Annotated in this window: 27 protein-coding genes and 1 pseudogene; 24 read left to right on the top strand and 4 right to left on the bottom strand. The window is 50.3% G+C overall.

What is annotated here, in order from left to right:
- Positions 1-234: 234 nt before the first annotated feature.
- Positions 235-930 (top strand): MmcQ/YjbR family DNA-binding protein, encoded by a 696-nt coding sequence (locus tag BM181_RS12345; protein WP_082336307.1) that lies wholly within the window; start codon positions 235-237, stop codon positions 928-930.
- 172 nt (positions 931-1,102) lie between these two features.
- On the opposite strand, the gene BM181_RS15325 is transcribed toward BM181_RS12345, so the two are convergent.
- A complete protein-coding gene (locus tag BM181_RS15325) occupies positions 1,103-1,420 on the bottom strand; it encodes a hypothetical protein (protein WP_177207210.1) in 318 nt (105 codons plus the stop codon).
- Positions 1,410-2,438: an SGNH/GDSL hydrolase family protein gene (locus BM181_RS12340; RefSeq protein ID WP_075445366.1), complete on the bottom strand. Its 1,029-nt coding sequence runs from the start codon at positions 2,436-2,438 to the stop codon at positions 1,410-1,412. Before BM181_RS12340 ends, BM181_RS15325 begins: the two co-directional genes overlap by 11 nt.
- A gap of 236 nt (positions 2,439-2,674) precedes the next feature.
- On the opposite strand from BM181_RS12340, the gene BM181_RS12335 reads away from it, so the two are divergent.
- The 17 genes and pseudogenes from BM181_RS12335 (at position 2,675) to BM181_RS12260 (ending at position 17,991) form a co-directional block, all read left to right on the top strand.
- A complete protein-coding gene (locus BM181_RS12335) occupies positions 2,675-2,983 on the top strand; it encodes a PTS sugar transporter subunit IIB (RefSeq protein ID WP_033170080.1) in 309 nt (102 codons plus the stop codon).
- 7 nt (positions 2,984-2,990) lie between these two features.
- Positions 2,991-4,313, top strand: a complete 1,323-nt coding sequence (locus BM181_RS12330; protein ID WP_075445364.1) for a PTS sugar transporter subunit IIC — start codon at positions 2,991-2,993, stop codon at positions 4,311-4,313.
- On the top strand, positions 4,310-4,633 hold the full coding sequence (locus BM181_RS12325) for a PTS lactose/cellobiose transporter subunit IIA (RefSeq protein ID WP_075445362.1): 324 nt from the start codon (positions 4,310-4,312) through the stop codon (positions 4,631-4,633). Before BM181_RS12330 ends, BM181_RS12325 begins: the two co-directional genes overlap by 4 nt.
- A 3-nt stretch (positions 4,634-4,636) precedes the next feature.
- Positions 4,637-6,037 (top strand): glycoside hydrolase family 1 protein, encoded by a 1,401-nt coding sequence (locus BM181_RS12320; RefSeq protein ID WP_075445360.1) that lies wholly within the window; start codon positions 4,637-4,639, stop codon positions 6,035-6,037.
- A gap of 21 nt (positions 6,038-6,058) precedes the next feature.
- The gene (locus tag BM181_RS12315; protein WP_256211379.1) at positions 6,059-7,402 is read left to right on the top strand and encodes a glycoside hydrolase family 26 protein; all 1,344 of its coding nucleotides are present in this window, start codon (positions 6,059-6,061) and stop codon (positions 7,400-7,402) included.
- Complete coding sequence (locus tag BM181_RS12310) at positions 7,399-8,118, top strand: GntR family transcriptional regulator (RefSeq protein WP_075445356.1); 720 nt, start codon at positions 7,399-7,401, stop codon at positions 8,116-8,118. Before BM181_RS12315 ends, BM181_RS12310 begins: the two co-directional genes overlap by 4 nt.
- Positions 8,119-8,133: 15 nt before the next feature.
- Complete coding sequence (locus tag BM181_RS12305; RefSeq protein WP_075445354.1) at positions 8,134-9,480, top strand: S-layer homology domain-containing protein; 1,347 nt, start codon at positions 8,134-8,136, stop codon at positions 9,478-9,480.
- Positions 9,481-9,587: 107 nt separating this feature from the next.
- The gene (locus BM181_RS12300) at positions 9,588-10,298 is read left to right on the top strand and encodes a GntR family transcriptional regulator (RefSeq protein WP_075445352.1); all 711 of its coding nucleotides are present in this window, start codon (positions 9,588-9,590) and stop codon (positions 10,296-10,298) included.
- A 30-nt stretch (positions 10,299-10,328) separates the two neighbouring features.
- A complete protein-coding gene (locus BM181_RS12295) occupies positions 10,329-11,294 on the top strand; it encodes a type I phosphomannose isomerase catalytic subunit (RefSeq protein ID WP_075445350.1) in 966 nt (321 codons plus the stop codon).
- Between the two features lie 294 nt (positions 11,295-11,588).
- Positions 11,589-12,713, top strand: coding sequence for a DUF362 domain-containing protein (locus BM181_RS12290; protein ID WP_075445378.1), 1,125 nt, complete (start codon positions 11,589-11,591; stop codon positions 12,711-12,713).
- A gap of 237 nt (positions 12,714-12,950) precedes the next feature.
- A complete protein-coding gene (locus BM181_RS12285) occupies positions 12,951-13,994 on the top strand; it encodes an aldo/keto reductase (RefSeq protein ID WP_075445348.1) in 1,044 nt (347 codons plus the stop codon).
- Positions 13,995-14,047: 53 nt separating this feature from the next.
- A complete protein-coding gene (locus BM181_RS12280; RefSeq protein WP_075445346.1) occupies positions 14,048-14,752 on the top strand; it encodes a hypothetical protein in 705 nt (234 codons plus the stop codon).
- A 139-nt stretch (positions 14,753-14,891) separates the two neighbouring features.
- Positions 14,892-15,779 carry a carboxymuconolactone decarboxylase family protein gene (locus tag BM181_RS12275; protein ID WP_082336305.1) on the top strand — a complete coding sequence of 296 codons (888 nt, stop codon included), beginning with the start codon at positions 14,892-14,894 and terminating at the stop codon, positions 15,777-15,779.
- A 23-nt stretch (positions 15,780-15,802) separates the two neighbouring features.
- Positions 15,803-17,083: a purple acid phosphatase family protein gene (locus tag BM181_RS12270; protein WP_075445345.1), complete on the top strand. Its 1,281-nt coding sequence runs from the start codon at positions 15,803-15,805 to the stop codon at positions 17,081-17,083.
- Between the two features lie 187 nt (positions 17,084-17,270).
- A pseudogene (locus tag BM181_RS12265) lies at positions 17,271-17,453 on the top strand (MFS transporter); the annotation flags it as partial.
- A complete protein-coding gene (locus tag BM181_RS15180; protein ID WP_218150121.1) occupies positions 17,441-17,602 on the top strand; it encodes a hypothetical protein in 162 nt (53 codons plus the stop codon). The pseudogene BM181_RS12265 and the gene BM181_RS15180, both read left to right, overlap by 13 nt.
- Complete coding sequence (locus BM181_RS12260) at positions 17,599-17,991, top strand: MATE family efflux transporter (RefSeq protein WP_075445341.1); 393 nt, start codon at positions 17,599-17,601, stop codon at positions 17,989-17,991. The genes BM181_RS15180 and BM181_RS12260 overlap by 4 nt, the downstream gene beginning before the upstream one ends.
- A 206-nt stretch (positions 17,992-18,197) precedes the next feature.
- Here BM181_RS12260 and BM181_RS12255 read toward each other — a convergent pair whose 3' ends face one another.
- Positions 18,198-19,043 (bottom strand): alpha/beta hydrolase, encoded by an 846-nt coding sequence (locus BM181_RS12255; RefSeq protein ID WP_075445339.1) that lies wholly within the window; start codon positions 19,041-19,043, stop codon positions 18,198-18,200.
- Between BM181_RS12255 and BM181_RS12250 the strand changes: the two genes are divergently transcribed.
- Entirely contained in the window at positions 19,029-19,481 is a 453-nt protein-coding gene (locus BM181_RS12250) for a virulence activator alpha C-terminal domain-containing protein (protein WP_082336304.1), read from the top strand. The two genes, BM181_RS12255 and BM181_RS12250, sit on opposite strands and share 15 nt — an antisense overlap.
- Before the next feature lie 86 nt (positions 19,482-19,567).
- Positions 19,568-19,768, top strand: coding sequence for a hypothetical protein (locus BM181_RS15320; protein WP_177207209.1), 201 nt, complete (start codon positions 19,568-19,570; stop codon positions 19,766-19,768).
- 200 nt (positions 19,769-19,968) lie between these two features.
- Here BM181_RS15320 and BM181_RS12240 read toward each other — a convergent pair whose 3' ends face one another.
- On the bottom strand, positions 19,969-20,298 hold the full coding sequence (locus tag BM181_RS12240; RefSeq protein WP_075428215.1) for a DMT family transporter: 330 nt from the start codon (positions 20,296-20,298) through the stop codon (positions 19,969-19,971).
- Positions 20,299-20,680: 382 nt separating this feature from the next.
- Between BM181_RS12240 and BM181_RS15620 the strand changes: the two genes are divergently transcribed.
- The 4 genes from BM181_RS15620 to BM181_RS12215 all read left to right on the top strand — a co-directional run bounded on the left by BM181_RS15620 (position 20,681) and on the right by BM181_RS12215 (position 23,789).
- Positions 20,681-22,018: an MBL fold metallo-hydrolase gene (locus BM181_RS15620; protein WP_256211378.1), complete on the top strand. Its 1,338-nt coding sequence runs from the start codon at positions 20,681-20,683 to the stop codon at positions 22,016-22,018.
- A 145-nt stretch (positions 22,019-22,163) separates the two neighbouring features.
- On the top strand, positions 22,164-23,096 hold the full coding sequence (locus BM181_RS12225) for a DMT family transporter (protein WP_075445337.1): 933 nt from the start codon (positions 22,164-22,166) through the stop codon (positions 23,094-23,096).
- Positions 23,093-23,551 carry a YaiI/YqxD family protein gene (locus BM181_RS12220; RefSeq protein WP_075445335.1) on the top strand — a complete coding sequence of 153 codons (459 nt, stop codon included), beginning with the start codon at positions 23,093-23,095 and terminating at the stop codon, positions 23,549-23,551. The genes BM181_RS12225 and BM181_RS12220 overlap by 4 nt, the downstream gene beginning before the upstream one ends.
- Positions 23,544-23,789 (top strand): DUF1653 domain-containing protein, encoded by a 246-nt coding sequence (locus tag BM181_RS12215; protein ID WP_074514564.1) that lies wholly within the window; start codon positions 23,544-23,546, stop codon positions 23,787-23,789. Before BM181_RS12220 ends, BM181_RS12215 begins: the two co-directional genes overlap by 8 nt.
- Positions 23,790-23,792: the final 3 nt, after the last annotated feature.

Here is a 23,792-nt window from a genome sequence, read left to right as displayed (position 1 = left end):
TCATATTTTTTTGTTAAGGCAGTATATCCTATATGTCCATTCAAATACTCTTGGACTACCTTACATTTAAATTCTGCACTATATTTTGCCATAAAAAGACCCCCATAAGTTAGATTCCTTGGTCTAACTTATGGGGGTCTCTACAATATCCTATCGAATCAAAAGGTCTTCTATGATAAACTATTAACAAGTCATAGAAGACCTTTTATTATGTCAAGCAAGAAGGAGGCGTCAATGAGAAAGTCTGATGTCTGGTATGAGCTGGCGGCCGGGGAAATGCCAAAACTGCTGGCAGATAAGCTGGAGCCTTTTGGCTTTCGCCGTGATGGAGATGCATATTTCTACGCAGAAGATTTGCTGGCAGGCAGTTTTAGGCTGCATGTAAAGGTAAGCATAGATGGTGCTGTGTCCACTTTGCTGATGGACACGGAGTCAGAGGAGCCTTATGTGCTGCATCTGGTGGAAAATGCACAGGGAGCTTTTGTAGGCGAAGTCCGGGCTGCTTATCGGGCAATCCTTGACCGCATTGGTGCATCCTGCGGCGAGCATGGCAGTTTTCATGGACCGTATGTAGAGGAGCTTTTGCAGTATGTGCAGACTGCTTATGGCGATGAACTCGAATATCCGTGGAAGGACATGGACGCGGCGGTTATCCGTTCGCATTTGTCGCAGAAATGGTATGCGCTCTTTATGAAGGTGCATCCCAGCAAAATCGGCATTGGCGGCAGCCAGCCTATCCGTATCATGAATCTGCATGGTACGGCAGAGCAGGTGGCCGCCTTAGTAGATGGAGAGCGGTATTTCCCGGGCTGGCATATGAATCGGAAATACTGGTATACCATATGTCTGGATGGCAGTATACCGATGAGGGAGCTTCAGCAAAGAATTGACGAAAGCTTTGCATTGGCAAAGCCTAAGAAAGGGCGTTGATATGGAGGCCGAATAAGTTGTTTCTTGGGGGACTGGCAAATGTCTTAATCGTTGGATTTGCTGCGCATGTTATAATGATAATAAGACATATCATTTACAAGCGAGGCGCTTTTTATGGCATCGACCACGCTGTTATGGAAGAAAAATCTTTTTATATGTTGTATTGCATCGTTTATCGTATCTGTTGGCATGAGTCAGATGGCACCAATCCTGCCGCTTTATATTGCCGAGCTTGGCGTCGACAATCCAGCCCGGTGCTATATTCTCTGCCGCAGGTTTTGCCAGTATCGGCATCCGTAATCTTTTTTGGCTGGTAGCTGCATTGCTCTTGGGCAATGCTCTGTGGTGCCGGTTTTGCCTTTATTCGCGGCAAAAATAAAACGATACGATCGAAGCAAATATATGAAAACAGGTTCTGCAACAAAGCAGAACCTGTTTTTGTTTTGCGCCAAAATAGAAAAGTGGTCTGGCGTGCCGGCTTACCAGCCAAGGATTTCGGCAACTTTGTCCTTTAGATAAAGGGCAATTTTTTTTGACCCGTTTTGTAGGGGATGGGTGTTGTCACCTGCATAATCGTTAGCTTCCAGCAACGGTTTTTCCTCGTTCAGGGGGATGAAATAGAGATTGTTATCTCCAAGGGCTTGGCATTCGTTTACGGCTGCTTTTATCCAGTGGCGTGCTTCGGGGGGCAGCCAACTGGGGACAGGCTCGATGACGATGACGGGGGTGTGGGGATTTATTTGCCGGACTGTTTGCAGAAGATTTTTATAGCCGCAAATGAAATCTTCGCGGGCAGGCGGATGTTCCTCGTCACCAAAATCATTCGTACCGAGCGAGATAAGGATACCATCTATGGGGAAGTTTTGCGGATTCCAAAGATGATGGGCGGGAGATTTTTTATCACTATAAAATGTCCAGGGATAGCGATCGGCAGTATGGACCCCATGACCAGGCCAGTCTTCATCCCAGTTGTGGATGACACCTTCGCCAGATTTGCCCAATACGCTGTATTCAGCATTGAGCATTCGGGCCAGCTGCGGGCCGTAGGCCATATCGTTGTCTTCAATATCATCGTAGGGGGCATCGGGCGGACCGTCATTTTTTGCGCCGGCGGTAATGGAATCGCCAATGAATTCCAAGCTGCGTGCCTTGGGCGGAGCAGGTGGGAGCATTGTTTCGTTAGGCGCAAGCGAAAAACCGCGAAACTCGCTGATGCCCATATAGCCTTCGGTGGAACGTACCAGGAGAACCTTATGCTTGCCGGCAGCGAGATTTTCCACTAACAGGGTGTTTTCTCCTTGCGGACGGAAACGCCGAAATGGACTGTCATCGATGCTGACTCGCCACCAATTTCCAGGATCTATTAAATCGGCCATAAGCAAATGGCCGGTGAAATTCGCTTTAATATAGGTAGCTCCTTGTGCACACCGGCAGGCTGCCGGAGACTTTTCCCAGCGGCCAAAATACTGGATTCCGGAAGCATTGGCAGGGATTTTCCGAACCATCATATAAAATACCTTCTTTCAGAAAAATAAGGGTAAGCTATGCCATTATCAGATTCATTATAGTTACAGAGAGGGCGTGATGTCAACAAAGGATATAATGAAAAGTGATAATGTAATATAAATGAGTAACAAAAGTTATATCTTTTATTGACAAAGGGATTGACTAATAATATAATAAGGGCGTAGGAAGATGAAACGATAAAAAATTCCTACATAAAGTTTATAGAGGAGGAATAAACATGAACATCTTTTTGGTTTGCAATGCAGGTATGTCGACTTCGATTCTGGTGAAGAAAATGCAGGAGGCTGCAGCGGCTAAGTCCTTGGCGGATACGCATATTGAGGCGTTCAGCGTGGAGGTGCTGGATCAAAGGGCAGCGGAAGCGGATGTTGTGCTGCTGGGACCACAGATCCGCCATATGAAAGGCGATGTGGAGAAAATCCTTGCAGGACGATGCCCTGTGGAGGTCATCAATATGCAGGACTATGGAATGATCCGTGGCGATAAAGTATTAGCAAAAGCATTGCAGTTGCTGGGAAAGGAGTAAGCGGATCATGAGCGGAGTGATTTCTGGTTTTGAACGGGTAATGATGCCGCTGGCTGCGCGTATTTCCGGCAATAAGTATTTGCTGGCAATGCGGGATGCGTTTTCCATGCTGCTGCCGTTCATTATCGTTGGTTCTTTCTTTGGCATCGTTCAGTGGGTTCTTTTAGATCCCTGGGGAACGGTGATGGGAGCCAATGGTCTTAACTTAGGCGCAGCTTTTACCGGGCTGGATACTGCTGGTGATGCCTATAAGAATTCGCAGTTTGTGCATAGCATGCAGGTCATCCAAGGGTTATGCAATAACGTCGTGACAGTAGGTTTCGGCGTGTTCTCTTTCCTGCTGGTGGCAGCTTTTGCCTATCGGCTGGGGACAATCTGGGGCGGCGATCCCTTTGCCAATGCCTTGACGGCCTTGGGGGCTTTTATCATTGTCACACCGCAGAGCGTAGGCGATGTTGGTGCCTTTGACTTGTCATATTTTGGCAATAAAGCGGTGCTTACGGCAATTATCGTAGCTACGGTGTCCTCGAAAATGTTCATCAATCTATCGAAGAACAAGAAGCTTACGATCAAGATGCCGGATACCGTGCCGCCGGCAGTAGCCAATTCCTTTGCCGTGCTGATGCCGGTGTTCATTACCTTATTTACGTTTACGCTGTTTTCGACGTTCTTGGCACAGATGGAGTTTATGGGCAGCAAGGCGCTCAATGATTTGATTTATGCGCTGATTCAGGCACCGCTGATGGGCTTTTCGCAGGGCATTGGTTTCTCGCTGCTCTATCAGGGGATTGTTTGGTTCTTCTGGTGGTTTGGCATTCATGGGCATAATGTGACTGCAGCCATCCAGAATATGGTCTATATGCCGGCGCAGCTGGCCAATCAGTCGGGCGATGCGGCCTATATTTTCTCCAATGGTTTCTTTGAAGCGGGGCTTATGCATGTGCTGGGGCTGCTTATTGCCATTTTCCTCTTCTCCAAGCGTGACAGCTGGCGGGCAGTGGCCAAGGTTGGCTTTCCGGCGATGCTCTTCAATATTCAGGAACCGATTGCTTTTGGTTTGCCTATCGTGTTGAATCCGCTTTTGCTGATTCCGTATATTTTGGCGCCGCTCGCCAATACTATCGTGGGCTGGCTGGCTGTTTCGGCAGGGCTCGTACCTATCTTCAAATATGTAGTACCCTGGACGATGCCCCTGTTCTTTGGCGGTACGATCGGGACAGGATCGCTGGCTGGCGGCATTTTGCAGCTGGTGTGGCTGGCGATGGATATCTGCATCTATGCACCATTTGTCATTGCCGGCAATAAAATCAAGGATACGGAGGAAGAATGATGGACGAAAAGACAGTAGAACAATCGATGCAGCTGATCTTGCATTCGGGGACGGGGCGTTCAGCGGTGATTGAAGCGATACAGGCATTGGCCCAAGACCATGATATTGAAAAGGCAAGAAAAGCGATTGAAGCAGCGGGGCAGGAAATCGGCAAGGCCCATGATATCCAGACGGCGATGATGAGCGCAGAGTGTGATGGGCAGCCGGTCGAGAAAAGCATCCTGCTGATTCATGCCCAGGATCATTTCATGACTTCGCTGGCGGTGCGGGACATGGCAAAATTGATGGTTGATTTGTATGAAGATGTGAAGAAGGGGTAATCTATGGCCAAGCAGTATCAATTCCCAGAGAATTTTTGGTGGGGGGCAGCTACGTCCGGCCCCCAGTCGGAGGGGCGGTTCCATAAGGCCCACCGGAATCTCTTCGATTACTGGTATGATCAGGCGCCAGAGGCATTTTTTGCCGGCGTTGGCCCCAATGTGGCTTCTAATTTCTACAATGATTTCCGTCAGGATATTGCCCTGATGAAGCAGGCCGGCTTGAATTCTGTCCGTACGTCCATCCAATGGTCACGTCTCATAAAGGACTTGGAAACCGGCGAACCGGATGCCGATGGTGTGCGCTTCTATAACGAAGTCATCGATGAATTCCTGCGCCAGGGCATCCGTCCGATCATTAACCTGCATCATTTCGATCTGCCCTATGCGCTCTATGAAAAATATGGCGGCTGGACGAATAAGAAGGTTGCTGTGCTTTTTGCTGATTTTGCCGAAACGTGCTTTGCGCTTTTTGGCGACCGGGTCAAGGAGTGGACGACTTTCAATGAGCCGATGGTAGTAGCCGAAGGCGAGTATCTGTATCGGTTCCATTATCCGCTGCAGGTCGATGGGAAAAAGGCCGTGCAATGCATCTATAATCTCAATTTGGCTTCGGCGATGGCGATTGAGCGCTTCCGTCAGTCGGCGTGCGAAAAACAGGGCGGGCGCATTGGTATCGTAATCAACCTGACCCCTGCCTATCCGCGGTCTGATGCCGCCGAAAATCTGGCAGCAGCAGCGTTTGCTGAAACGTTCAAGAACAAGGCATTCCTTGATCCGGCCGTCAAAGGCGTTTTCCCGCCGAAGCTGGTGGAAATCCTGCGCAAGGATGGTGTGCTTTGGGAAAGTACGCCGGAGGAACTGGCCTTGCTCCAAAGGAATACCGTTGATTTTTTGGGTGTGAACTACTATCAGCCTTTCCGGGCGCAGGCGCAGACGGCTTTTGATGATTCAGAAGGCTGGCTGCCGGAGAAGTATTTTGCGCCGTATGAAATGCCAGGCCGGCGCATGAATCCGTATCGCGGCTGGGAAATCTATCCGCAGGCAATCTACGATATTGCCATCAACATCCGGGACAATTATGGCAATATTCCCTGGTACGTATCCGAAAACGGTATGGGCGTGGAAGGCGAGGAAAAATTCCGGCAGGCAGACGGCACGATTGCCGATGATTACCGGATCGATTTTATAAAAGAGCATCTGGCGTGGCTGCATCGGGGGATTGCCGAAGGCTCGAATTGCTTCGGCTACCATCTTTGGACCCCCATTGACTGCTGGTCGTGGTCCAATGCCTATAAGAACCGCTATGGCCTGATTGCGCTGGATTTGGCCAATCAGCAGAAGACGTTGAAAAAGTCTGCATACTGGTTCAAGGATTTGGCTGCCCATAATGGCTTTACGGAGTAGTAGCGGAAGGAGTGTTTCTTGATGAAAAAAAGATTGTTGGCGCTGGCGGTCGGCTTGTCCTTGAGCATGCCAGTATTTGCCGGTGTGGGACACGCCAGTGTGCTGGATAATCCGCAGGATAAAGCGTATGTGCAGCGCAGCGTGCTGCCAGATCATGGCAAAGCCCAAAAGGAAGCGCTGACGGTGGCGCAAGTGGAAAATTTGGCTCCGCTTACCAATAAGGTGGTGGATAAACAGCTGACGCCAGAGGCAGCCAGGCTCTATCGGTATCTGTTGGCTGTTCCGCAGGCAGGGAAAGTCATCTACGGCCATCAGAATGACACGCACCACAAGATGTTTCGGGTGGATAGCGGCAGCGAGTCTGACTGCAAGGATGTGACCGGCAGCATCGCGGGTGTCGTGGGCATGGATTCGTTATCGCTTACGGGGGATGAGTTGAAAGTAACGGCTGCAGAAAAGGCAGCTGGTGTGACGTATACGGATAAACTCGTGGAGATTGCGGAAAATGCTGACAAGCAGGGGGCAATCATCACCTTATCGATGCACATGCCGAATTTTGCGGTCGTAGCGAAAAAGCCGCGCGTGAATGGTGCTTACGATTTTCAAGGCTATAGCCCTAATGTCTTGACCGGCGATGTAGGAAAAAGGATTCTGCCGGGGGGAGACCTCAATGAAGTTTATCGTGCTTATCTGGATATGGTGGCAAACTTTGCGCTGTGTCTGCAGGATAAGCATATCCCAGTGATTTTCCGCCCGCTGCATGAACATAATGGAAGCTGGTTCTGGTGGGGGGGCAGCAATATCAGCAGCAATGATTTCTTGGCATTGTGGAAATATACGGCAGAATATATGCGCGATGTGAAAGGCGTACATAATTTCCTCTATGCGTATTCGCCCAATGGCCCCTTTGCGGATGCGGCTGCTTATCTGGACCGTTATCCTGGCGATGATTATGTGGATATATTCGGTGTGGATAGCTATGATGATGATCAAAGCGGCAGCTGGTATAAGAATCTTTCCCAAACGTTGGCGGTTATGGAAAAACTGGGGCAGGAGCGGCATAAAGTCATTGCCCTTACAGAAGCCGGTGTGCGCAGAGGTGGCAGTCTGGCTGTACGGGATAATGTGGATAAAAAGTGGTTTTCCAAGGCCGGAAAAATCTGCCGGGAACATAAGGCTGCTTATTATATGGTATGGGCCAATTTTGACAAAGAGGAACATAATTTCTTTATGCCCTACATGGTGGATGATAAGCGCGGGCATGAGATGATAGATGAATTTACAAGCTTTTATAACGAACCGGCCAGTATCTTTGCCGATGGCAATACGGACTATAAGAAATTGCAGGCAGGTACGGTGAAATGAGCGGCGGGGCAAAATACCAGCAGATCGCTGACACAATCCGCGAAGCTATCCGTAAGGGCGATTATCTGCCTGGCAGTCAACTGCCCCTGGTAAAGGATTTGTGTACCGAGTTTGCCGTCAGCCGTATAACCATCAAACATGCGATAGATGAACTGGTTCGTGATGGATTGGTAGTAAAGCGCCGGGGAGCAGGAACTTTTGTCAAGGCCGTCGACGACAGTGCCGTAAGCAAACGCAGTAAGTTTTCTCAATTCGGGGGCTTCTCGGAATATTATTCCGGGCACAAGATACATACGGAGGTCTTGCACTTTGCGATAATCCATCCTGACGTGGAAGTGGCTGGGCAGTTGAAAATCTCCCCGGATGATTTTGTCTACGATATCCAGCGTCTGCGTTGTGCAGATGGCGAACCGGTGGTCATCGAATACACACAGATGCCGATGGATCTCATTACTGGCTTGAAGGAAAAGCATTTAAAAGATTCGCTTTACCGTTATATCGAAGGGACTCTGGGGATGCATATCCAGTTCGCGCATCGTACCGTGAGAGCTGTTATGCCTACGGAGATGGAACAGGAACTTTTGGGCATAACGGGAAAAATGCCAGTATTGGAGGTACAGCAGACTGCATTCTTATCCGATGGCCGTCCGTTTGAATATTCCTTGTCCCGCCACCGGGGTGACAAGATGGATTTTAAGGCAGTGTCGGTAAGATAATGGGGGAGAAATAATATGAAGGAAAAATGTTTTTTAACGGCTTTTGCCATAGGAATGGGATTGACAGTAAACTGTTTTGCGGCAGCCAATCCTTTCGCAGATGTTCCGGCAGATCATTGGGCTTATGATGCTGTAGCACAGTTGGCAGCAGATGGTATCATTGAAGGTTATGGCGATAAAGACTTTCAGGGCAGCCGTAATATTACCCGGTATGAAATGGCGCAGATGGTGGCAAGAGCCCGGGCAAAAAATAGCAGTGGCAAGGATAAGATGTTGTTAGAGAAATTATCAGCAGAGTTTAGTGCGGAACTTGAGAATCTTGGGGTTAAAGTCGCCAATCTGGAAAGGAATGCAGACCGGGTAAAATGGAGTGGCGTTTTTGCCCAAAAAGCCATGAGAGGCAACAGTGATGAGCATACTTGGTGGGAAAAAGAATTGTTCCTCAATGTAGATGCGGCAGTTAATGATACGTGGAATGTTCATGCCGGTATTGATACGAAGTGGGGAGGCAATGATGGCTGGAACAGTGAGAAAGAATTCTCGGATGCATACGGAGCTTCCCAGGCAAAAGTATCCAATATGATTTATCACTTGTATGCTAAAGGGCCGCTGGTTAAGGGCACGACAGCTACGCTGGGGCTGTTTACGCCTGGGTTACAGGATGGAGTTGTAGGCAATGCCAGAACAAAAGGCCTGGAACTAGACTATCAGGTGGGAAAAAGTACGCTAAAAGCCTATGGTGGCAATCTGCATGAGAAGGTATCGGATATGTCCTCGGTCTGGTCCGATGCGTTTCGCCGTCATGGGGATTGCGGAGATTTTGAATACGTTGGCACAGGTGCGGGGGGCACAGAAACGGGTTTCAAGGATCAAAAGCTGCGAGTCTGGGGCGTGTCTGTAGAGCATCGTTTTACGAAGGATACGATGGCAGGCTTAGGCTACTATAATCTGCATTCACCAGTCGCCTATGGTGACAGTCATTTGGGCATAGTGGCCGTAAATTTACGCCAGCGCCTGACGGATAATTTGGAAATGACCGGTTTTTATTCGCATGGCAATCAGCATTATCAGAATAAAGCCTACGATGTTAAGCTGGTATATAATGGCAGTCCCTGGGGAAATAAAAAATTCGGCGGTTCTATAGGCTACCGGTATCTTGGATCGGATGCCCTTATTATGAGCAGTGTAGTCAATGGCAGTGAAAAACCAGGCCGCAAAGGTTTTGAGGCCAGTCTTTGGTATCATTTCACGAAAAATATCCAAATACAGGGTTATTTATTTAATGGTACAGCGATAAATGAAGCGTATGATAATAATGCACATCGTACTGCCTATTTCACAAACTTGCTGTTCAGTTTTTGATGACTCATTATGGGACATCTGAATCAAGCCGCGAATCTGCGCTCGTTTGTACTTTTAAGCATTTCGCTATATAATATATGCATATAGAAGTAAGGAGGGCGGCAGTCGTGTTAAAGTATGAGGCAATCGCCAGAGAACTTAGAGAGGATATACAACAAGGCAAATATACTCCAGGGGAGCAGCTGGCACTGGAAAAAGAAATGTGCCAGCAATATGGCGTTAGCCGCATAACGATAAAACGGGCTGTCGATGAATTGGTTAAACAGGGACTGGTAGTCAAACGGCGCGGGTCGGGAACTTTTGTAAAATCGCTCAAGGACGAAGATGTGAAAGAACTGAGCATGGCAAACCAGTTTTCTGGTTTCGCGGCGACGTTCAAGGGCCGCAAGGTCGCTTCGAAAATCTTGCGATTCGAGATCATCCATCCTACGGCTGAGGTGGCAGCTAAACTGCAATTGGCTGTGGATGATTTTGTCTATGATATTATCCGAGTGAGATTGCTGGATGACCGGCCTGTGGTGGTGGAATACACACAGATGCCGATCCAGCTGATTGCAGGCCTCAAGCGGCAGACGCTGGAAAAATCGATTTACAGTTATATCGAGAAGGATTTGGGCTATAAGATTCAATCGGCGCATCGCACAGTGCGCGCTGTAATGCCTACGGATGAAGAACGCGAGCAGCTGCAGATAGAAGGCGTACTGCCGCTGCTGGAAGTCACACAGGTGGCCTTTTTGGATGATGGCCGCCCATTTGAGTATTCGATTGCCCGCCATCGTGGCGATTATAGCAATTTCCGTTCGGTGAGCATTCGTTGAAGGTAATTTAGAAAATGGAGTGATGTATTGATGTTGGAACCTATGCTTTTAAAAGCACCGTTGAAGGATTATCTTTGGGGCGGCAACCGTTTGAAGAACGAATACGGCAAGGAATCCGATTTGGATATCGTGGCAGAAAGCTGGGAACTTTCCTGCCATGAGGCAGGATTGAGCGTAATCGATAGCGGTGCGCATAAAGGCGAAACCCTGGCGGCATTTCTGGCCGGGGCGGGGAAGGCTGTGCTCGGAAGCAAGGCGCAGGATAGGGATTATTTCCCGCTGCTGATCAAATTCATCGATGCCAAGGGGGATTTGTCGGTACAGGTTCATCCGGACGATGAGTATGCGCTGCGGGAAGAAGGCGAGCAGGGCAAGACGGAAATGTGGTATGTGGTCGATGCAGAACCCGATGCAAGCCTTATCTATGGTTTTCAGCAGAAAATCAGCAAAGAAGAATTCGAGCAGCGCATTGCGGATAATACGCTGCTGGAGGTCTGCAACAAAGTCCCCGTGCATAAAGGGGATGTGTTCTTCATCAAGGCAGGTACGCTGCATGCCATTGGCAGTGGAATCCTGATCTATGAGGTACAGCAAAGCTCTAACCTGACGTATCGTGTCTATGACTATGGGCGCGTAGGCAAAGATGGCAAGCCGCGTCAATTGCATATCGATAAAGCTTTGGCGGTAACCAAGCTCGAAGTGCCGCAGGCTGTGTCGGGAAATACGGTGGATATTGACCTGTTCCCGGATATGGATATCAGATTATTGGCGGAATGCAAGTATTTCAAAGTATATCATGGCAGTCTGCAGGGAGACAGCACTATGTGCGCTGGCGAGGATTCCTTCCATTGCCTGACGGTACTGGATGGCACTTTGTCGCTTACCGTAAATGATGCGTCTCTCAAAGTGGCAAAAGGAAGGACGGTCTTTGTGCCGGCTGGCTTGGGAAGATATCAGCTGCAGGGACAGGCAGAGTTTATTTTAAGCAAATTATAACGCGTATAAGCTGCCCCCATTTCCATAAGTGGGGACGGCAATTATTGACAGGCGGTTTGCAAACTCTTTGGGGTTTGTGAACCGCTTTTTGCTGTTTGGCGGCAGGTATCGGATTCCGGTGTGGCGAAATATTTCTACGGTCGCTAGGATTTTAAGCAAATGGTGCAGGATTACTGGCGGATAAAAATATAGGGAAGGGCTTGACTTGGAGTAAGCTTTAAGTAGTAGAGTAAAAACAAGGGAATACATATGATCGAGCAGAAAGCCGTAGAATATAGCAGGGAGGATGAAGTGATGAAGAGAAACATGACGCGCAGGAATTTTGTGAAGCTGGCTGGTATGGCCGTGGCGTTCGCAGCGCTGCCGGGCTGTGCGACATTGGCGGCCGATACGGCAGTAAAAAAGCCGGATGGGAAGCAAAAGGTGGCCGGTACCGGCGGTGAACGTTATGTTCCCTATCAGGAACGGCAGGGGGCAGAGTCAGTGGTTTACTTTACCCGTGACTTGTCAGCGGCAGGGCTTTTGCAAATCTATGACCGCGTCAAAAAAGATCTGGGCGGCAAAGTGGCCATCAAGCTGCATACCGGCGAGCCGCAGGGCCCGAATATCATTCCGCGCCCCTGGGTAAAGGAACTTTTGCAGAAGCGTCTGCCGGCAGGCACCATCATCGAGACCAATACCTATTATGGCGGAGGCCGCGATACGACAGAAAAACACCGGCAAACTTTGCAGGTCAATGGCTGGACGGCTTTCACCACGGTGGATATCACGGATGCCGAGGGGACAGCAATGTTGCCGGTGCCCAACGGCAAGTGGTTTACGGAGATGTCCGTGGGCAAGAATATGCTGGCATATGATTCGCTGCTGACGCTGACGCATTTCAAAGGCCATGCGATGGGCGGCTTTGGCGGTTCCAATAAGAATCTGGGCATTGGCTGCGCCGATGGCAAAATCGGCAAGAAGATGATTCATGCCGGGGACTCGGGCTCCCAATGGGGCGTCAATAACGAGGAATTCATGGAGCGCATGACTGAGTCGACGCAGGCTGTAGTCAGCCACTTCAAGGATAAAATCGCCTTTATCAATGTCATGCGCAATATGAGTGTGGACTGTGACTGTGCGGGAACCTCGGCCCAGCCTGTGGTCACGCCGGATATTGGCATTGTGGCATCGCTCGATATCCTGGCCGCTGACCAGGCCTGTGTCGACTGTGTTTATGCGCTGCCCGAAGAAAGCAGGCATGACCTGGTGGAGCGCATGGAATCACGCCATAGCATGCGTCAGCTGACCTATATGAAGAAAATGGGCATGGGCAATGACCGCTATCAGCTGATTGATATTGATAATGGGGACAAAGTCATCACGGCTGCCGAGGCGGTAAAGGGCGTCAAGGGTACCTGGGTGCCGGACGGTAATTGATGGGCAGCAAAGATTTGACCGTTAGACATGACGGTCAAATTTTTTGGCAACAATATTGACATAGTGTCATTTTATTTATATAATACAAGCAACAAGAAAAGTTACACAGTGTCATTTTACACAGGCAGGAATCCGCTACCTAGGATTTTTGCAGAGGAAAGGCCCGTACGGCGGGAGGAAATCCTTGCTGCCGGTGCTTTAGGAGCTCAGTCATGGAACGTTGGAGGGTGTGTGGCAATGCAATATACGAAACTCGGTAACACGGATTTGGAAGTATCCCGCATTTGCTTAGGCTGCATGGGTTTTGGCAATGCAGCTGCGGGACAGCATAGCTGGACGGTGGACGAAACTGCCACCCGGGAGATAATCAAGCATGCCTTGGCGCAGGGGATAAATTTCTTTGATACGGCCATTGCCTATCAGAACGGCACCAGCGAGGAATATCTGGGCAGAGCGCTGCGCGATTATGCCTCGCGGGACGAGGTGGTGGTCGCGACAAAATTCCTGCCCCGCAGTACGCAGGAAATCAAAGCTGGTGTGACCGGTCAGGAACATATTGCCAAACAGCTGGATATGAGTTTGCAGCATTTGGGTATGGATTATGTGGATCTGTATATCTACCATATGTGGGATTATCAGACCGATATTTATGATATCTTAGATGGTCTTACGCAGCAGGTGAAGGAGGGCAAAGTCCGCTATATCGGCATTGCCAACTGCTATGCCTATCAGCTGGCCAAGGCCAATGCGCTGGCGGCAAAGGAAGGTTTTGCTCCGTTTGTGTCGGTGCAGAACCATTACAATCTGTTGTTCCGCGAGGAAGAACGGGAGATGGCAAAATTATGCGCCGAGGACAACATTGCCATGACGCCTTACAGTGCGCTGGCCAGCGGCCGGCTGGCTAGAAGGCCCGGGGAAATGTCCAAGCGTCTTGCTGAGGATAGTTATGCCAAGCTCAAATACGATGGCACGGCTGAAGCTGATGAAAAAATCATCCTGCGCGTGGCAGAGCTTGCCGATACGTATGGCGTATCCATGACGGAAATCGCTTTGGCCTGGCTGCTGACGAAGGTAACGGCACCGGTGGCCGGGGCGACCAAGCGCCATCATATCGATGGCGCGGTCAAGGCGGTAGAATTGGAGCTTGCAAAAGCAGATATTGCTTATCTGGAAGAATGCTATATCCCGCATAAGCTGGTGGGGGTAATGGCACAGAATACAGAAAGTGGCAATAAAAAAGAGCAGGTCTGGATGAAAAATGCGCCCCAGGGGATGCAGTGAGTTTATCCAGCATATGAGAAGGGGAAAAGCTTTTCGTTACGGAAGTGGTGTATATGAATAGACGCGAGTGTTTGAAAGTCACCGGCAGAGGCGCATTGACTGTGCCGGGGCGCTTAGTGGTGACAACATGCCTGCCTGTGGTGTTTATTGCGGTGATGAGTTTCCATTATATTCCCAAACTGCTGCATGAAATCCTGGGCGTGGCCTGGCTGCTGCTGGTCCTGCTGCATTTGTATCAGAACCGCAGCTGGCTCAAGAATTTGCGGCAGGGATGCTGGAGCTTCGGGCGGCTTTTGGGAACGGTCATCGATGGTTTGCTTATCCTGGGGGTGCTGGTAACTATCCTGTCCGGTCTGGGGATTTCCAACTATCTGCTCAAAGATGTGATGCCGCTGGCCGTGCAGCGCAGCATTGCCCTGCATCAATATCATGTTTCGCTGCCGTATGCGCTGCTGATCTTGAGTGGCCTGCATTGGGGCCTGCATTGGCAAGGCTGGAAAAGACAATGGCAGAAGCGCATAAACTGGTCATTGCCGAAAATGGCCGGACGGCTGCTGGCTGGCACACTGGCCGCTTTTGTGCTGGTGGCTGGCGTATGGGGTTCGTTCATGAACCGCGCAGGCGACCGGCTGCTGATGAAGCACATCTTTGCGACAGAGGCGGCCAATCAGCCGGGTGGCATCTATGTACTGCTACTGGCGGGGATGCTGGGACTTTATGTGCTGGGCGGAATCGTTTTGGGCAGAAGCAGGAAATAACGCAGAAGAAGCTGAACAACGGCGTTATGAAAGCAGATGAAATTTTTGCTTGACTTGAAGTAAGCTTCAAGTGCTAGATTAGAACGGAAGTCAGGGACAGTTCCTTGATGTGTGAAAGAAGCAGGAAAAGGAGACCAGGATGAAGAAAAGAATCATCGCGGCAGGGCTGGCAGCCGCAACTGCTATGTCAGCGAATTTTTTGACGGTGGAGGCAGCAGCAATGGCAAATAACAACAAACGTATCGCAGTGAAAGTAACCCAGACGGCAGGACGGCAGCAGCTTGGTGAGTTTGCTCCCGATTTTGCCCGCTATAATGACGATATCCTCTTTGGCGAGGTTTGGTCGAAAAATGACATACTCTCCTTGCATGACCGCAGTATCGTGACGGTTTCGGCCTTGGTGGCCAGCGGCATGGTGGACAGCTCACTCAAATATCATCTGCAGTCGGCAAAGAAGAATGGTGTGACCAAAGCGGAAATGGCAGAAGTCATTACCCAGCTGGGCTTCTATGCTGGCTGGCCCAAGGCCTGGGCTGCCTTCAATCTGGCAAAAGAGGTCTATAACGAACCGGCAGCTAAGGATACAGAGCGCAAAGGAAGCGATACGATGGATTTGGAAGCCATCAAGGAAACCAGCATGTTCCCCGTCGGCAGCGAAAATGTCAACTATGCCCAGTATTTTGACGGCAAGAGCTATCTCCATATGATTTCTACGGAACAGGTGGTCATCGGCAATGTGACCTTTGAGCCGGGCTGCCGCAATCACTGGCATATCCATCATGCCGACAAGGGCGGCGGGCAGATGCTCCTGGTCACGGCCGGACGCGGCTGGTATCAGGAATGGGGCAAGCCTGCGCAGGAACTGAAGACCGGCGATGTCGTGCATATCCCCGCGAATGTCAAGCATTGGCATGGCGCGGCCAAGGATTCTGCTTTCCAGCATATCGCTGTGGAAGTGCCGGGCGAGAATACTTCTAACGAATGGTGCGAACCTGTAGCGGCGCAGGAATACAACAAACTGCCGTAAAGTTATAGGAAAAGAGGGAGCCGATGAAGAGAAGGACTTTTATTGCGGGAGGACTGGGGGCTTTGACGCTGCTGGCGGGTGGCATGTTTTTCGCCAAGAGCACCTGGTACCGCAAGGCGGCTAATAGTGTCCGCAATCTGACCGGGGACTTGGATGCGCAGTTTTTGCGGCAGCTTATCACTGCCGATGCTGCCCATAGCCGGACCATCATGTGGCAGGCGGAGGATGTCCTGGTAAATCCGGCCATCGAATACCGTGTTAAGGGGCAGGCGGAGGCTCAGCTCGTTCCTGCGCTGGAGGATTTCTTCACTGACGATGGCGTGAAGAACAATCAATATCTGGCGAACCTGCAGGAACTGCAGGCCGATACGGATTATGAGTACCGTGTGGTGACGGATACGGCTGCCAGCGGCTGGCATACGTTGCATACGGCGGGGACAGGAGATTTTGAATGCCTGCTATTCCCCGATTCCCAGTCCAGCGATTATAGCGATTGGGAGGCATTAGCGCAAAATGCTGCCCAGCGCAATCCGCAGGCGGCATTCTTTATCAATATGGGCGATATCGTGGACAATGGCGAAGACCATACGCAATGGCAGGCCTGGTTCCATGGGGTAAATGGCATGATTGACCGCATTCCCTTTGTGCCCTTGATGGGCAATCATGAAACCTATGACCAGAATTGGAAGGTGCGGCTGCCAGAGGCCTATCTTCATTATTTCGTAGTGCCGGAAAACAACAGCCGGGATTTTTCCCGCTACTATTATTCCTTTGACTATGGCGATGTGCATTTCATGGTGCTCAACAGCCAGTGGGACGAAACCGAGGCGTTCAAGCCGGGCCTTATGGCAGAGCAGCTGAGCTGGCTGCGGGAAGATGCTGGCAGGAGCCGCAAGAAATGGAAAATCGTGCTGGTGCATAAGGATGTCTTGCAATACCGCATCCACAAACGTCCGGAACGGCAGGAAGGAATTTCGGATTTAGGCAGGAATTTCATGCCGCTGTTTGATGAATTGGGCATTGATATTGTCTTTACTGCCCATCTGCATACCTACCGCAACCGGGGACATATCAAAAGCTTTAAGCGGGATAGTAAGGGACCTCTTTATATATTGACGGGCGTAGCCGGCAATGTGCGTTATCCCGGCTTATGGATTGACCATCAGCTGGATGAGGTAGTGGCGCCCCAGCCCGAAACGGACAATTACCTTACCATGCAGGTGACGGACGAAGCGATAACGGTCAAATGTTTCCTGCCCGATGGACAGGTGATCGATACGGTGAAAGTGACAAAAGCAAAATAACGCTGACCCTGACTGTTGAAAAATGCAGTCAGGGTTTTATAATATAGATTTATTTCCTGCCCGCAGCTTTAAAAGACGGGGCTTTCTAGTAAGGCTGCTGCGAAGACTATCGGCGTGACAGCCATGCTTTAGCAGGGGATTATCTGGAACTATTTGAACGAAACGAGGCAATGGCATGAACGAGAAAATGGACCGGTCAAAAGTCAAAGAACGGTATGCAGCAGGGAAAATGCGGCAGCACGCCACGCGGGCATTGTTCTTTATCGGCGGCTTCGGGGCAGCGTCCTGGGCGCCACTGGTCCCCTTGCTAAGGGAAAGACTGGCTATCGGCGAGGATGTGCTGGGGATGCTGCTCTTGTGCATCGGTATCTCATGAATCAGCTGCTTACGCCGGAGCAGAGCCGCCGTGTCGTAGACTGGCTTCATGCGCGCAAGCTGGAATTTTACCTTGAAAGCAACAACGGTCTCTTTGCCAGTGAGAACTTTGCGACCCTGGGCGAGCCTGTCATGCAGGAATGATGCTGAATTTTTTCCTGCTCAAATGCGGCGGGACTTCAGCGGTGGCCGCCTTTGCCATCGTCATGTATGTGGACAGCATCATCGGTATGCTGAACTTCGGCCTTTGTGACTCATTGCAGCCTGCCTTGAGTTATTGTCATGGGGCAGGGGAGAAGGCACGGCTCAAGGCCATTTTCCGCCGCATCCTTTGGGCATCGTTCGTTATGGCAGTGGCCGCGTTCTTCTTTATGGAATTGGCCGGGCCGTATATGGCAGAACTTTTCAGTCAGAATGAGGGCGGAGAGCTGATGCCGCCGATAGCCAGCCTCTTCAGCGGTATCTTTGCCTTGTTTCTCTACCGGAACAGTCAGTCTGATTGGGGCAGAAAATTGCTGACCAGTCAGTCCTGAGAAAATGATGTTTTATAATATGGCACATCGTCTGGAATGATATATGTCTACGCCATTTTATTTTGATAATCAGAACATACAGGCACATTTTTAGAACTAAGCATAATGAGTGGGCTGATGCAAAGCATTCTTTGCATCAGCCCATGTTTATTAATATTTATTTTTGCATGATATAAAAGGTATCTGAATAGGTATCCATTGTAGTTTTATTTTTTTAGTTGTGTAACAAAGTAGTCAGTTACTGCTTGGCAAGCACCTTTGATATCATGGGTAAAGCCATGGTCTTCTCCGGGAACAAGCTTTAGCTGGCCATTGAAATAAATTCTGTGATACCGCTGGCTGTAAGTGTAGGGGACGATGACATCCCCAGTGCCGTGAATCATGAAGGCAGGCCCCTGGTACCTGACTGCTGTTTCGTAGATTGGGAGCGTCTGGGCGGTCAGAACATAATTTTTGCCTAGTTGAAGGTTGTTATAGAGAGGAATAGTTTCTGGGAGATTATTAGCGTCATAATGAGCATTCATACAAATCCCGCGAATGGCATCATCTCGCAGTACAGCTGCCGGTGCCATTAGAGCCAGGCTTTTGACTTTTTCGGTGCCAAGAATACCCGCAGTCATGCTGGCCACCACGCCGCCTTGGGAATGGCCTGCCAGGGAAATGGATGTCACATGGGGGAGTTTGGCAGCGTAATCATAAACCTTTTTAGCATCCTCGATTTCATTGAGTACCGTCATGTCCTGGAAGAGGCCTTCACTTTTGCCATGGCCGTTAAAGTCAAAACGGAGGCTGGCAATGCCATTCTTTTCTAAATTATTGGCAAGCGTATGTATCAGCTCCGTATCCTTGTTAGAAGTAAAACCATGGCAGATAATCACCAGTGGGTAATCCTTTGCTCCATCAGGAGTCTGAAGTATAGCGGAAAGTTTACCATGGTCACCTTGAATGCTCAAATCCTTGCTTTGGGCAAGGCTGACTCCCGTGCCTATGGTCATCAGCCCCATGGTTAACAGTGAAGCGGTAATAAGTTTTCTCAATTGAAAAAGTTTCATGCTCTTACCTCCGATATTATTTTTTCAGGCGATTGTAGCTGGCATCAAAGTAGCGGCCTTATTGCTTCCCATGCGGATACTGTGGGACAGAAAATGACCAAAACTTACTATAAAATCCTGCCTCAAGGAGAACAGGAATTATCGGCTTGGCTGAGTGAGCCTTTAAATGCTCTGCCCCCAACCAGAGATGAGTTTTCCATGAAGCTGTATTTACTGAATGATGCCAGAAATCCTTTGGTGAAGGAGTTATTTGCTCAGGAAATAGCCCGTCACGAGGAAAAGCTGCAATATTTGGAGTCGAGGTGGGAAGCTCTGTTCGCATGGGAAGCGGAACAGGCGAAACACTATGGTCATTCTCTGATTTTACGTCAGGCGATTAACAGGGAGAAGCAGCGGCTTCAATGGTTGCGTGAGGAGCAGGCCAAACTTCCGAAATAGTTAGATATGCTGTGCCATGGGCAATGGCGGTGAGGAAATCAAGGCTTCAGCAGAAGATGTAAAAATCTGATTTGATGGTCTGGCTTTTGAGTGATGCAAAAAGAAAAATGGTGCTAACTTTGCGGTTGGCACCATTTTTCTGCATTTTGGGGATATGGGGATTAAGATTTGAGTTTTTCCGAGCACTTGAGAATTTCATCGTAATGGGTAATCTTGTAATCCAGCCGCTCAATGGTGGGTTGCAAGGTTTCCAGCTGTTCCTGCAGGCGGGCACGCTGCTCTACTAAAATATCCTTGCGGGCTGCCTCGGTACCTTCCTGGAAGGCCGTTCTGGCCCGTGGGAAAAAACAGAACCTTGCGTGCTGGTGGGAGAATATGAAATAAAAGAAGAGGCTGCTTTAAGGGAACTTAGCACGGGGAGACGAGGTCTAGGGAGTTGCCGATTCAGGGCACTATGGGGCGTCCTGGCTGGGATGATGTGCCGCTATCAACTGGTGATGCTGCGGATGTTTAACAGGATCACTCCTATGATGATGAACAAGATGCCCAAGCCGGTGGTAAGGTCCATCTGTTCATGCCAGATAAATACCGCCACCAGCGCCGTAAGAGCTGTGCCGACGCCAGCCCATATTGCATAGGCAATGCCCAGGGGGAGCAGCAGCAAGGATTTGGAAAAAATGTAGAAACAGGTTCCCATTCCCGCTATGAAAGCAACGCTGGGCATTAGTTTGGTAAAACCGCAGGAGGCTTTCAGCATAGAGGTGGAAACAATTTCCAGGGCGATAGCGATGGCGAGCAGAAGATAACCTTTTAGCATGTGTTTAAAATCCTTTCGAAAAAAAAATAAGGCCAGATAAGAATGCGATCTTATCTGGCCTGAATAACCCGTTCCGGTGTGTGTCTATGGACACCTTATCTGGCAAGCAGGCGATTGCTTGCCGTCCGATACGAGTATTGATTCTAGCAAATAGGCTGATGGATGTCAACCGTGATTTGATTTTTTGACATGTCAAATCAGCTGAGGCAGGAATCTTGCCTGGACCCTTGGCAGGATCTGCATAGCGATGTTAGGGAGTGGAATGAAGCGGGAAGAGAAAAGCAAAGATATTCGCGGAGGGTGGCAGAAGTCCTGAGCTGGACAGCTTTGGGCGTATGCTTTATGATGTTTACATATTGATTTACCATTGGAGGCATTTGTCATGGCATATGAAGCAAAATATACGTTAAGGGTCCTGATTGATGATTGGGTGGAGGAAAAGCCTTGGGAACTGGAGGGGGAGCATGGCCTTTCCTTTTACGTCGAGACCCCGGAGAGCAAGTTCCTCTTTGACTGCGGGCATACCGGGGCGGCCTGGCGCAATGCGGAGAAGATGGGCGTAGACCTATCTGCCGTGGATTTTGTCGCCTTGAGCCACTCCCATTATGACCATGCGGGTGGGTTCCCTGCGCTGCTGGCGCACGTAAAACCCAAGGTGCTTTATACCGGCCCGGATTTCTGGCAGGAGAAGTATTCCTATGATCGGGAGAAGGATGAATACCTGTATAAGGGCTGCGGCTTTACGGCGGACGATCTGGCTGCCTGGGGTATCGAGCAGCGCGAATGCCAGGATATGATAAGGCTGGACAATCATGCAACCCTCTTCACTGGTTTTGCGCGAACGACGGACTTTGAGCATATCCCTGAAAAATTCGTGCGTGGGGCAGCGAAGGAACCGGATTCCTTTACCGATGAGATCTGCCTGCTGCTGGAGGAGGGAAATGGCCTCTGCATGGTCGTAGGATGCTCCCATAGGGGAATTGTGAATATGGTGGCAGCTGTCAAGGAGCGGACGGGAAAGCAAGTCCTTCGTGTGGTTGGCGGCATTCATCTGGCAGGGGCCAGCGAGGCGTGTGTCAGTCAAACCGTTAAAGAGCTTAAAAATCTTGGCGTAGCGTATTTCAATCTGTGCCATTGTTCCCTGGATGCGTGCCATAGCTCTGGTGTTTGGCCCATGTATCTTGATACTTTTGCTGCCGGCTCGGCAATCTGCAGCGGACAGGAGGAGGGGGTGCCATTGTTGGCGGCCATCCTCTATGATTCGCGCACGCATACCACGGAGAAGGCGGCCGCCTTTATCGCCGAAGGCGTGCAAAGGGCTGGCCTGCAGCCTGCTTGTTTTCATATCGATGAGGCGGATGCGGAATATATCGAAAAGGCAGACCTTATTATCCTCGGCTCGCCTACCTATATGGCTTCGGTCACCGCTAAAATGAAAACCTGGCTCGAGGAGAAAGGCTCCAAGCTGGATCTGGCCTATAAAGTGGGCGGAGCCTTTGCCACGGAGCAGTATATCCACGGTGGCGGGGAAAATGCGATCCGGGAAATGCTGACGTTCATGATGGTGCAGGGCATGATGACTTATTCGGGGGGCAAGGCTTATGGCAAGCCAATCATCCATCTCGGCCCTGTGGGCATGAGCCAGGATATCGGATCTTTCAGGGATCTGTTCGTGGCCTATGGGGAGCGCATGGGGAAACTGACAGCCTGGCTGGCCTGACGCGATATCTGCTCGTGGCAGTTCTCTGTAAGCCGGCAGGTTGACTAGTCAGATTGACTGGTCAACCTGCCGGCTGTTTCTGTGGGCTGGATTTACTTTATACCAGCAACGCGTTATAATCGAGGAACAAAGGAGGAGGAATCTATTGCGTAATCTGCTTATCGGTTCGGTACTGTTGTCACTGGCGGGCAGTATCTGGGGCGCCATGTTCATCGCCGTCCGGCTGACGACAGGGGTTATTGCGCCTGTGGCCTTGGTCTGGATGCGGTATGGCGTGGCGCTTATCCCCTTGGTATTTCTCATGTACCAGCAAAAAATCTCGTGGAAGATCGAGCGCAAGGACTGGAAACTGCTCCTGCTTTCGGCCCTTACGGGAAACACTTTGTCGATTGTCACCCAGGAATCCGGCACTATGCTGACTTCTGCGCAAATGGGGTCTGTCATAACAGCAGCTACCCCGGCGTTCATGGTGGTCTTTGGCTGTCTGCTGCTCCATGAGCGGTTCAATCTCAGCCGCTTGTTGTCGGTGGTTCTGGCCACCGTTGGGGTACTGCTCATCGTGGTTGATCCCGATAATATGCGCAGCGGCAGCCTGCTGGGCGGGCTCTACCTCAGTATTGCCGCCGTTACCTGGGCTCTGATGTCCATATTGCTCAAGCTGCTGAGCCGCTATTCGGTGTTTGCCCTGACTTTTTACAGTGTGCTGATTGCCTTTTTGGCGCTGAGTCCTTATGGCCTCTGGTGGCTGGCTGCTGAAGCGGATCTTGCCGCGCTGGCCCGGCCGGAGATAGGGGGCTCGGTGCTCTATGTGGGAGTGGTTTCCACGACTGCCGGCTTTGTCCTTTGGAGCAAGGGCCTTACCTATATGGATGCCTCTATCGGCGGCCTTTTCATGTTCTTCCAGCCGGTGGTGGGAACGCTGCTGGGGCATTTCCTGCTCGGCGAGGCAATCACCAGCTATTTTGCGCCAGGTTTTGCCCTTATTGCCAGCGGGGTGGTGCTGGCTATGCGGGGCGGCAACACCACCGCCGCAGAAAAGCTGGCCCTGGCAAATCCAAGACAAGGAGCTTCGCTATGAAAATATTTGTCGATGCAGATGCCTGCCCGGTGGTCAAGGAAACAGAAGAAGTGGCGGCAAAATATTCGGTGCCAGTGGTTTTGCTATGCGATACCAATCACATCCTGCAGTCTGCTTATAGCGAGGTAAAGATAATCGGCGCAGGAGCCGATGCGGTGGACTTTGCACTGGTCAATTGCTGCCGGTCTGGCGATTTGGTGGTTACGCAGGATTATGGAGTGGCAGCCATGGCTTTGGGCAAGAAGGCGTATGCTATTCACCAGAATGGCTGGCAGTATACCAATGAAAATATCGAGCGGCTGCTGATGGAACGCCATCTGGGGAAGAAGGCACGTCGTGCCTCGAGTAAAAGCCATTGGAAAGGGCCACGGAAGCGCTCCGTGGAAGATAATATACAGTACCAGGCAAAACTGGAAGGATTGCTGAAAAAGATTATGGAGGAAAGCGATGGATAAACAATATGGGCGGCCAATCCCGCAGGCGGGCGAGATATGGCAGCATTTCAAACACAACGATTACAAGATTATCGCCTGCCCGGTGATCCATACCGAAACGGAGGAGCTGTACTGCGTGTATCAGGCGCTTTATGGGGACTATGGCATATTCTGCCGGCCGCTAGCCATGTTCATGAGCGAGGTGGATCATGCGAAATATCCCCAGGCAGAGCAGAAATACCGGTTTGAATGCAAATGATGC

Source organism: Pseudoselenomonas ruminantium, from assembly GCF_900113715.1.
Taxonomy (GTDB): domain Bacteria; phylum Bacillota; class Negativicutes; order Selenomonadales; family Selenomonadaceae; genus Selenomonas_A; species Selenomonas_A caprae.
The sequence above is the reverse complement of the archived record's forward strand: the minus strand, read 5'-3'. Positions and strand labels throughout refer to the sequence as shown.

Excerpts from the sequence above, each read along its gene's own strand:
- BM181_RS12295 (WP_075445350.1), top strand. The coding sequence starts at position 10,329 with ATGTTGGAACCTATGCTTTTAAAAGCACCGTTGAAGGATTATCTTTGG.
- BM181_RS12290 (WP_075445378.1), top strand. The coding sequence starts at position 11,589 with ATGAAGAGAAACATGACGCGCAGGAATTTTGTGAAGCTGGCTGGTATG.
- BM181_RS12280 (WP_075445346.1), top strand. The coding sequence starts at position 14,048 with ATGAATAGACGCGAGTGTTTGAAAGTCACCGGCAGAGGCGCATTGACT.
- BM181_RS12255 (WP_075445339.1), bottom strand. The coding sequence starts at position 19,043 with ATGAAACTTTTTCAATTGAGAAAACTTATTACCGCTTCACTGTTAACC.
- BM181_RS12220 (WP_075445335.1), top strand. The coding sequence starts at position 23,093 with ATGAAAATATTTGTCGATGCAGATGCCTGCCCGGTGGTCAAGGAAACA.
- BM181_RS12310 (WP_075445356.1), top strand. The coding sequence starts at position 7,399 with ATGAGCGGCGGGGCAAAATACCAGCAGATCGCTGACACAATCCGCGAA.
- BM181_RS12305 (WP_075445354.1), top strand. The coding sequence starts at position 8,134 with ATGAAGGAAAAATGTTTTTTAACGGCTTTTGCCATAGGAATGGGATTG.
- BM181_RS12325 (WP_075445362.1), top strand. The coding sequence starts at position 4,310 with ATGATGGACGAAAAGACAGTAGAACAATCGATGCAGCTGATCTTGCAT.
- BM181_RS12345 (WP_082336307.1), top strand. The coding sequence starts at position 235 with ATGAGAAAGTCTGATGTCTGGTATGAGCTGGCGGCCGGGGAAATGCCA.
- BM181_RS12320 (WP_075445360.1), top strand. The coding sequence starts at position 4,637 with ATGGCCAAGCAGTATCAATTCCCAGAGAATTTTTGGTGGGGGGCAGCT.
- BM181_RS12260 (WP_075445341.1), top strand. The coding sequence starts at position 17,599 with ATGATGCTGAATTTTTTCCTGCTCAAATGCGGCGGGACTTCAGCGGTG.
- BM181_RS12240 (WP_075428215.1), bottom strand. The coding sequence starts at position 20,298 with ATGCTAAAAGGTTATCTTCTGCTCGCCATCGCTATCGCCCTGGAAATT.
- BM181_RS15620 (WP_256211378.1), top strand. The coding sequence starts at position 20,681 with ATGGCATATGAAGCAAAATATACGTTAAGGGTCCTGATTGATGATTGG.
- BM181_RS12275 (WP_082336305.1), top strand. The coding sequence starts at position 14,892 with ATGAAGAAAAGAATCATCGCGGCAGGGCTGGCAGCCGCAACTGCTATG.
- BM181_RS12285 (WP_075445348.1), top strand. The coding sequence starts at position 12,951 with ATGCAATATACGAAACTCGGTAACACGGATTTGGAAGTATCCCGCATT.
- BM181_RS12270 (WP_075445345.1), top strand. The coding sequence starts at position 15,803 with ATGAAGAGAAGGACTTTTATTGCGGGAGGACTGGGGGCTTTGACGCTG.
- BM181_RS12315 (WP_256211379.1), top strand. The coding sequence starts at position 6,059 with ATGAAAAAAAGATTGTTGGCGCTGGCGGTCGGCTTGTCCTTGAGCATG.
- BM181_RS12215 (WP_074514564.1), top strand. The coding sequence starts at position 23,544 with ATGGATAAACAATATGGGCGGCCAATCCCGCAGGCGGGCGAGATATGG.
- BM181_RS12335 (WP_033170080.1), top strand. The coding sequence starts at position 2,675 with ATGAACATCTTTTTGGTTTGCAATGCAGGTATGTCGACTTCGATTCTG.
- BM181_RS12340 (WP_075445366.1), bottom strand. The coding sequence starts at position 2,438 with ATGATGGTTCGGAAAATCCCTGCCAATGCTTCCGGAATCCAGTATTTT.
- BM181_RS12330 (WP_075445364.1), top strand. The coding sequence starts at position 2,991 with ATGAGCGGAGTGATTTCTGGTTTTGAACGGGTAATGATGCCGCTGGCT.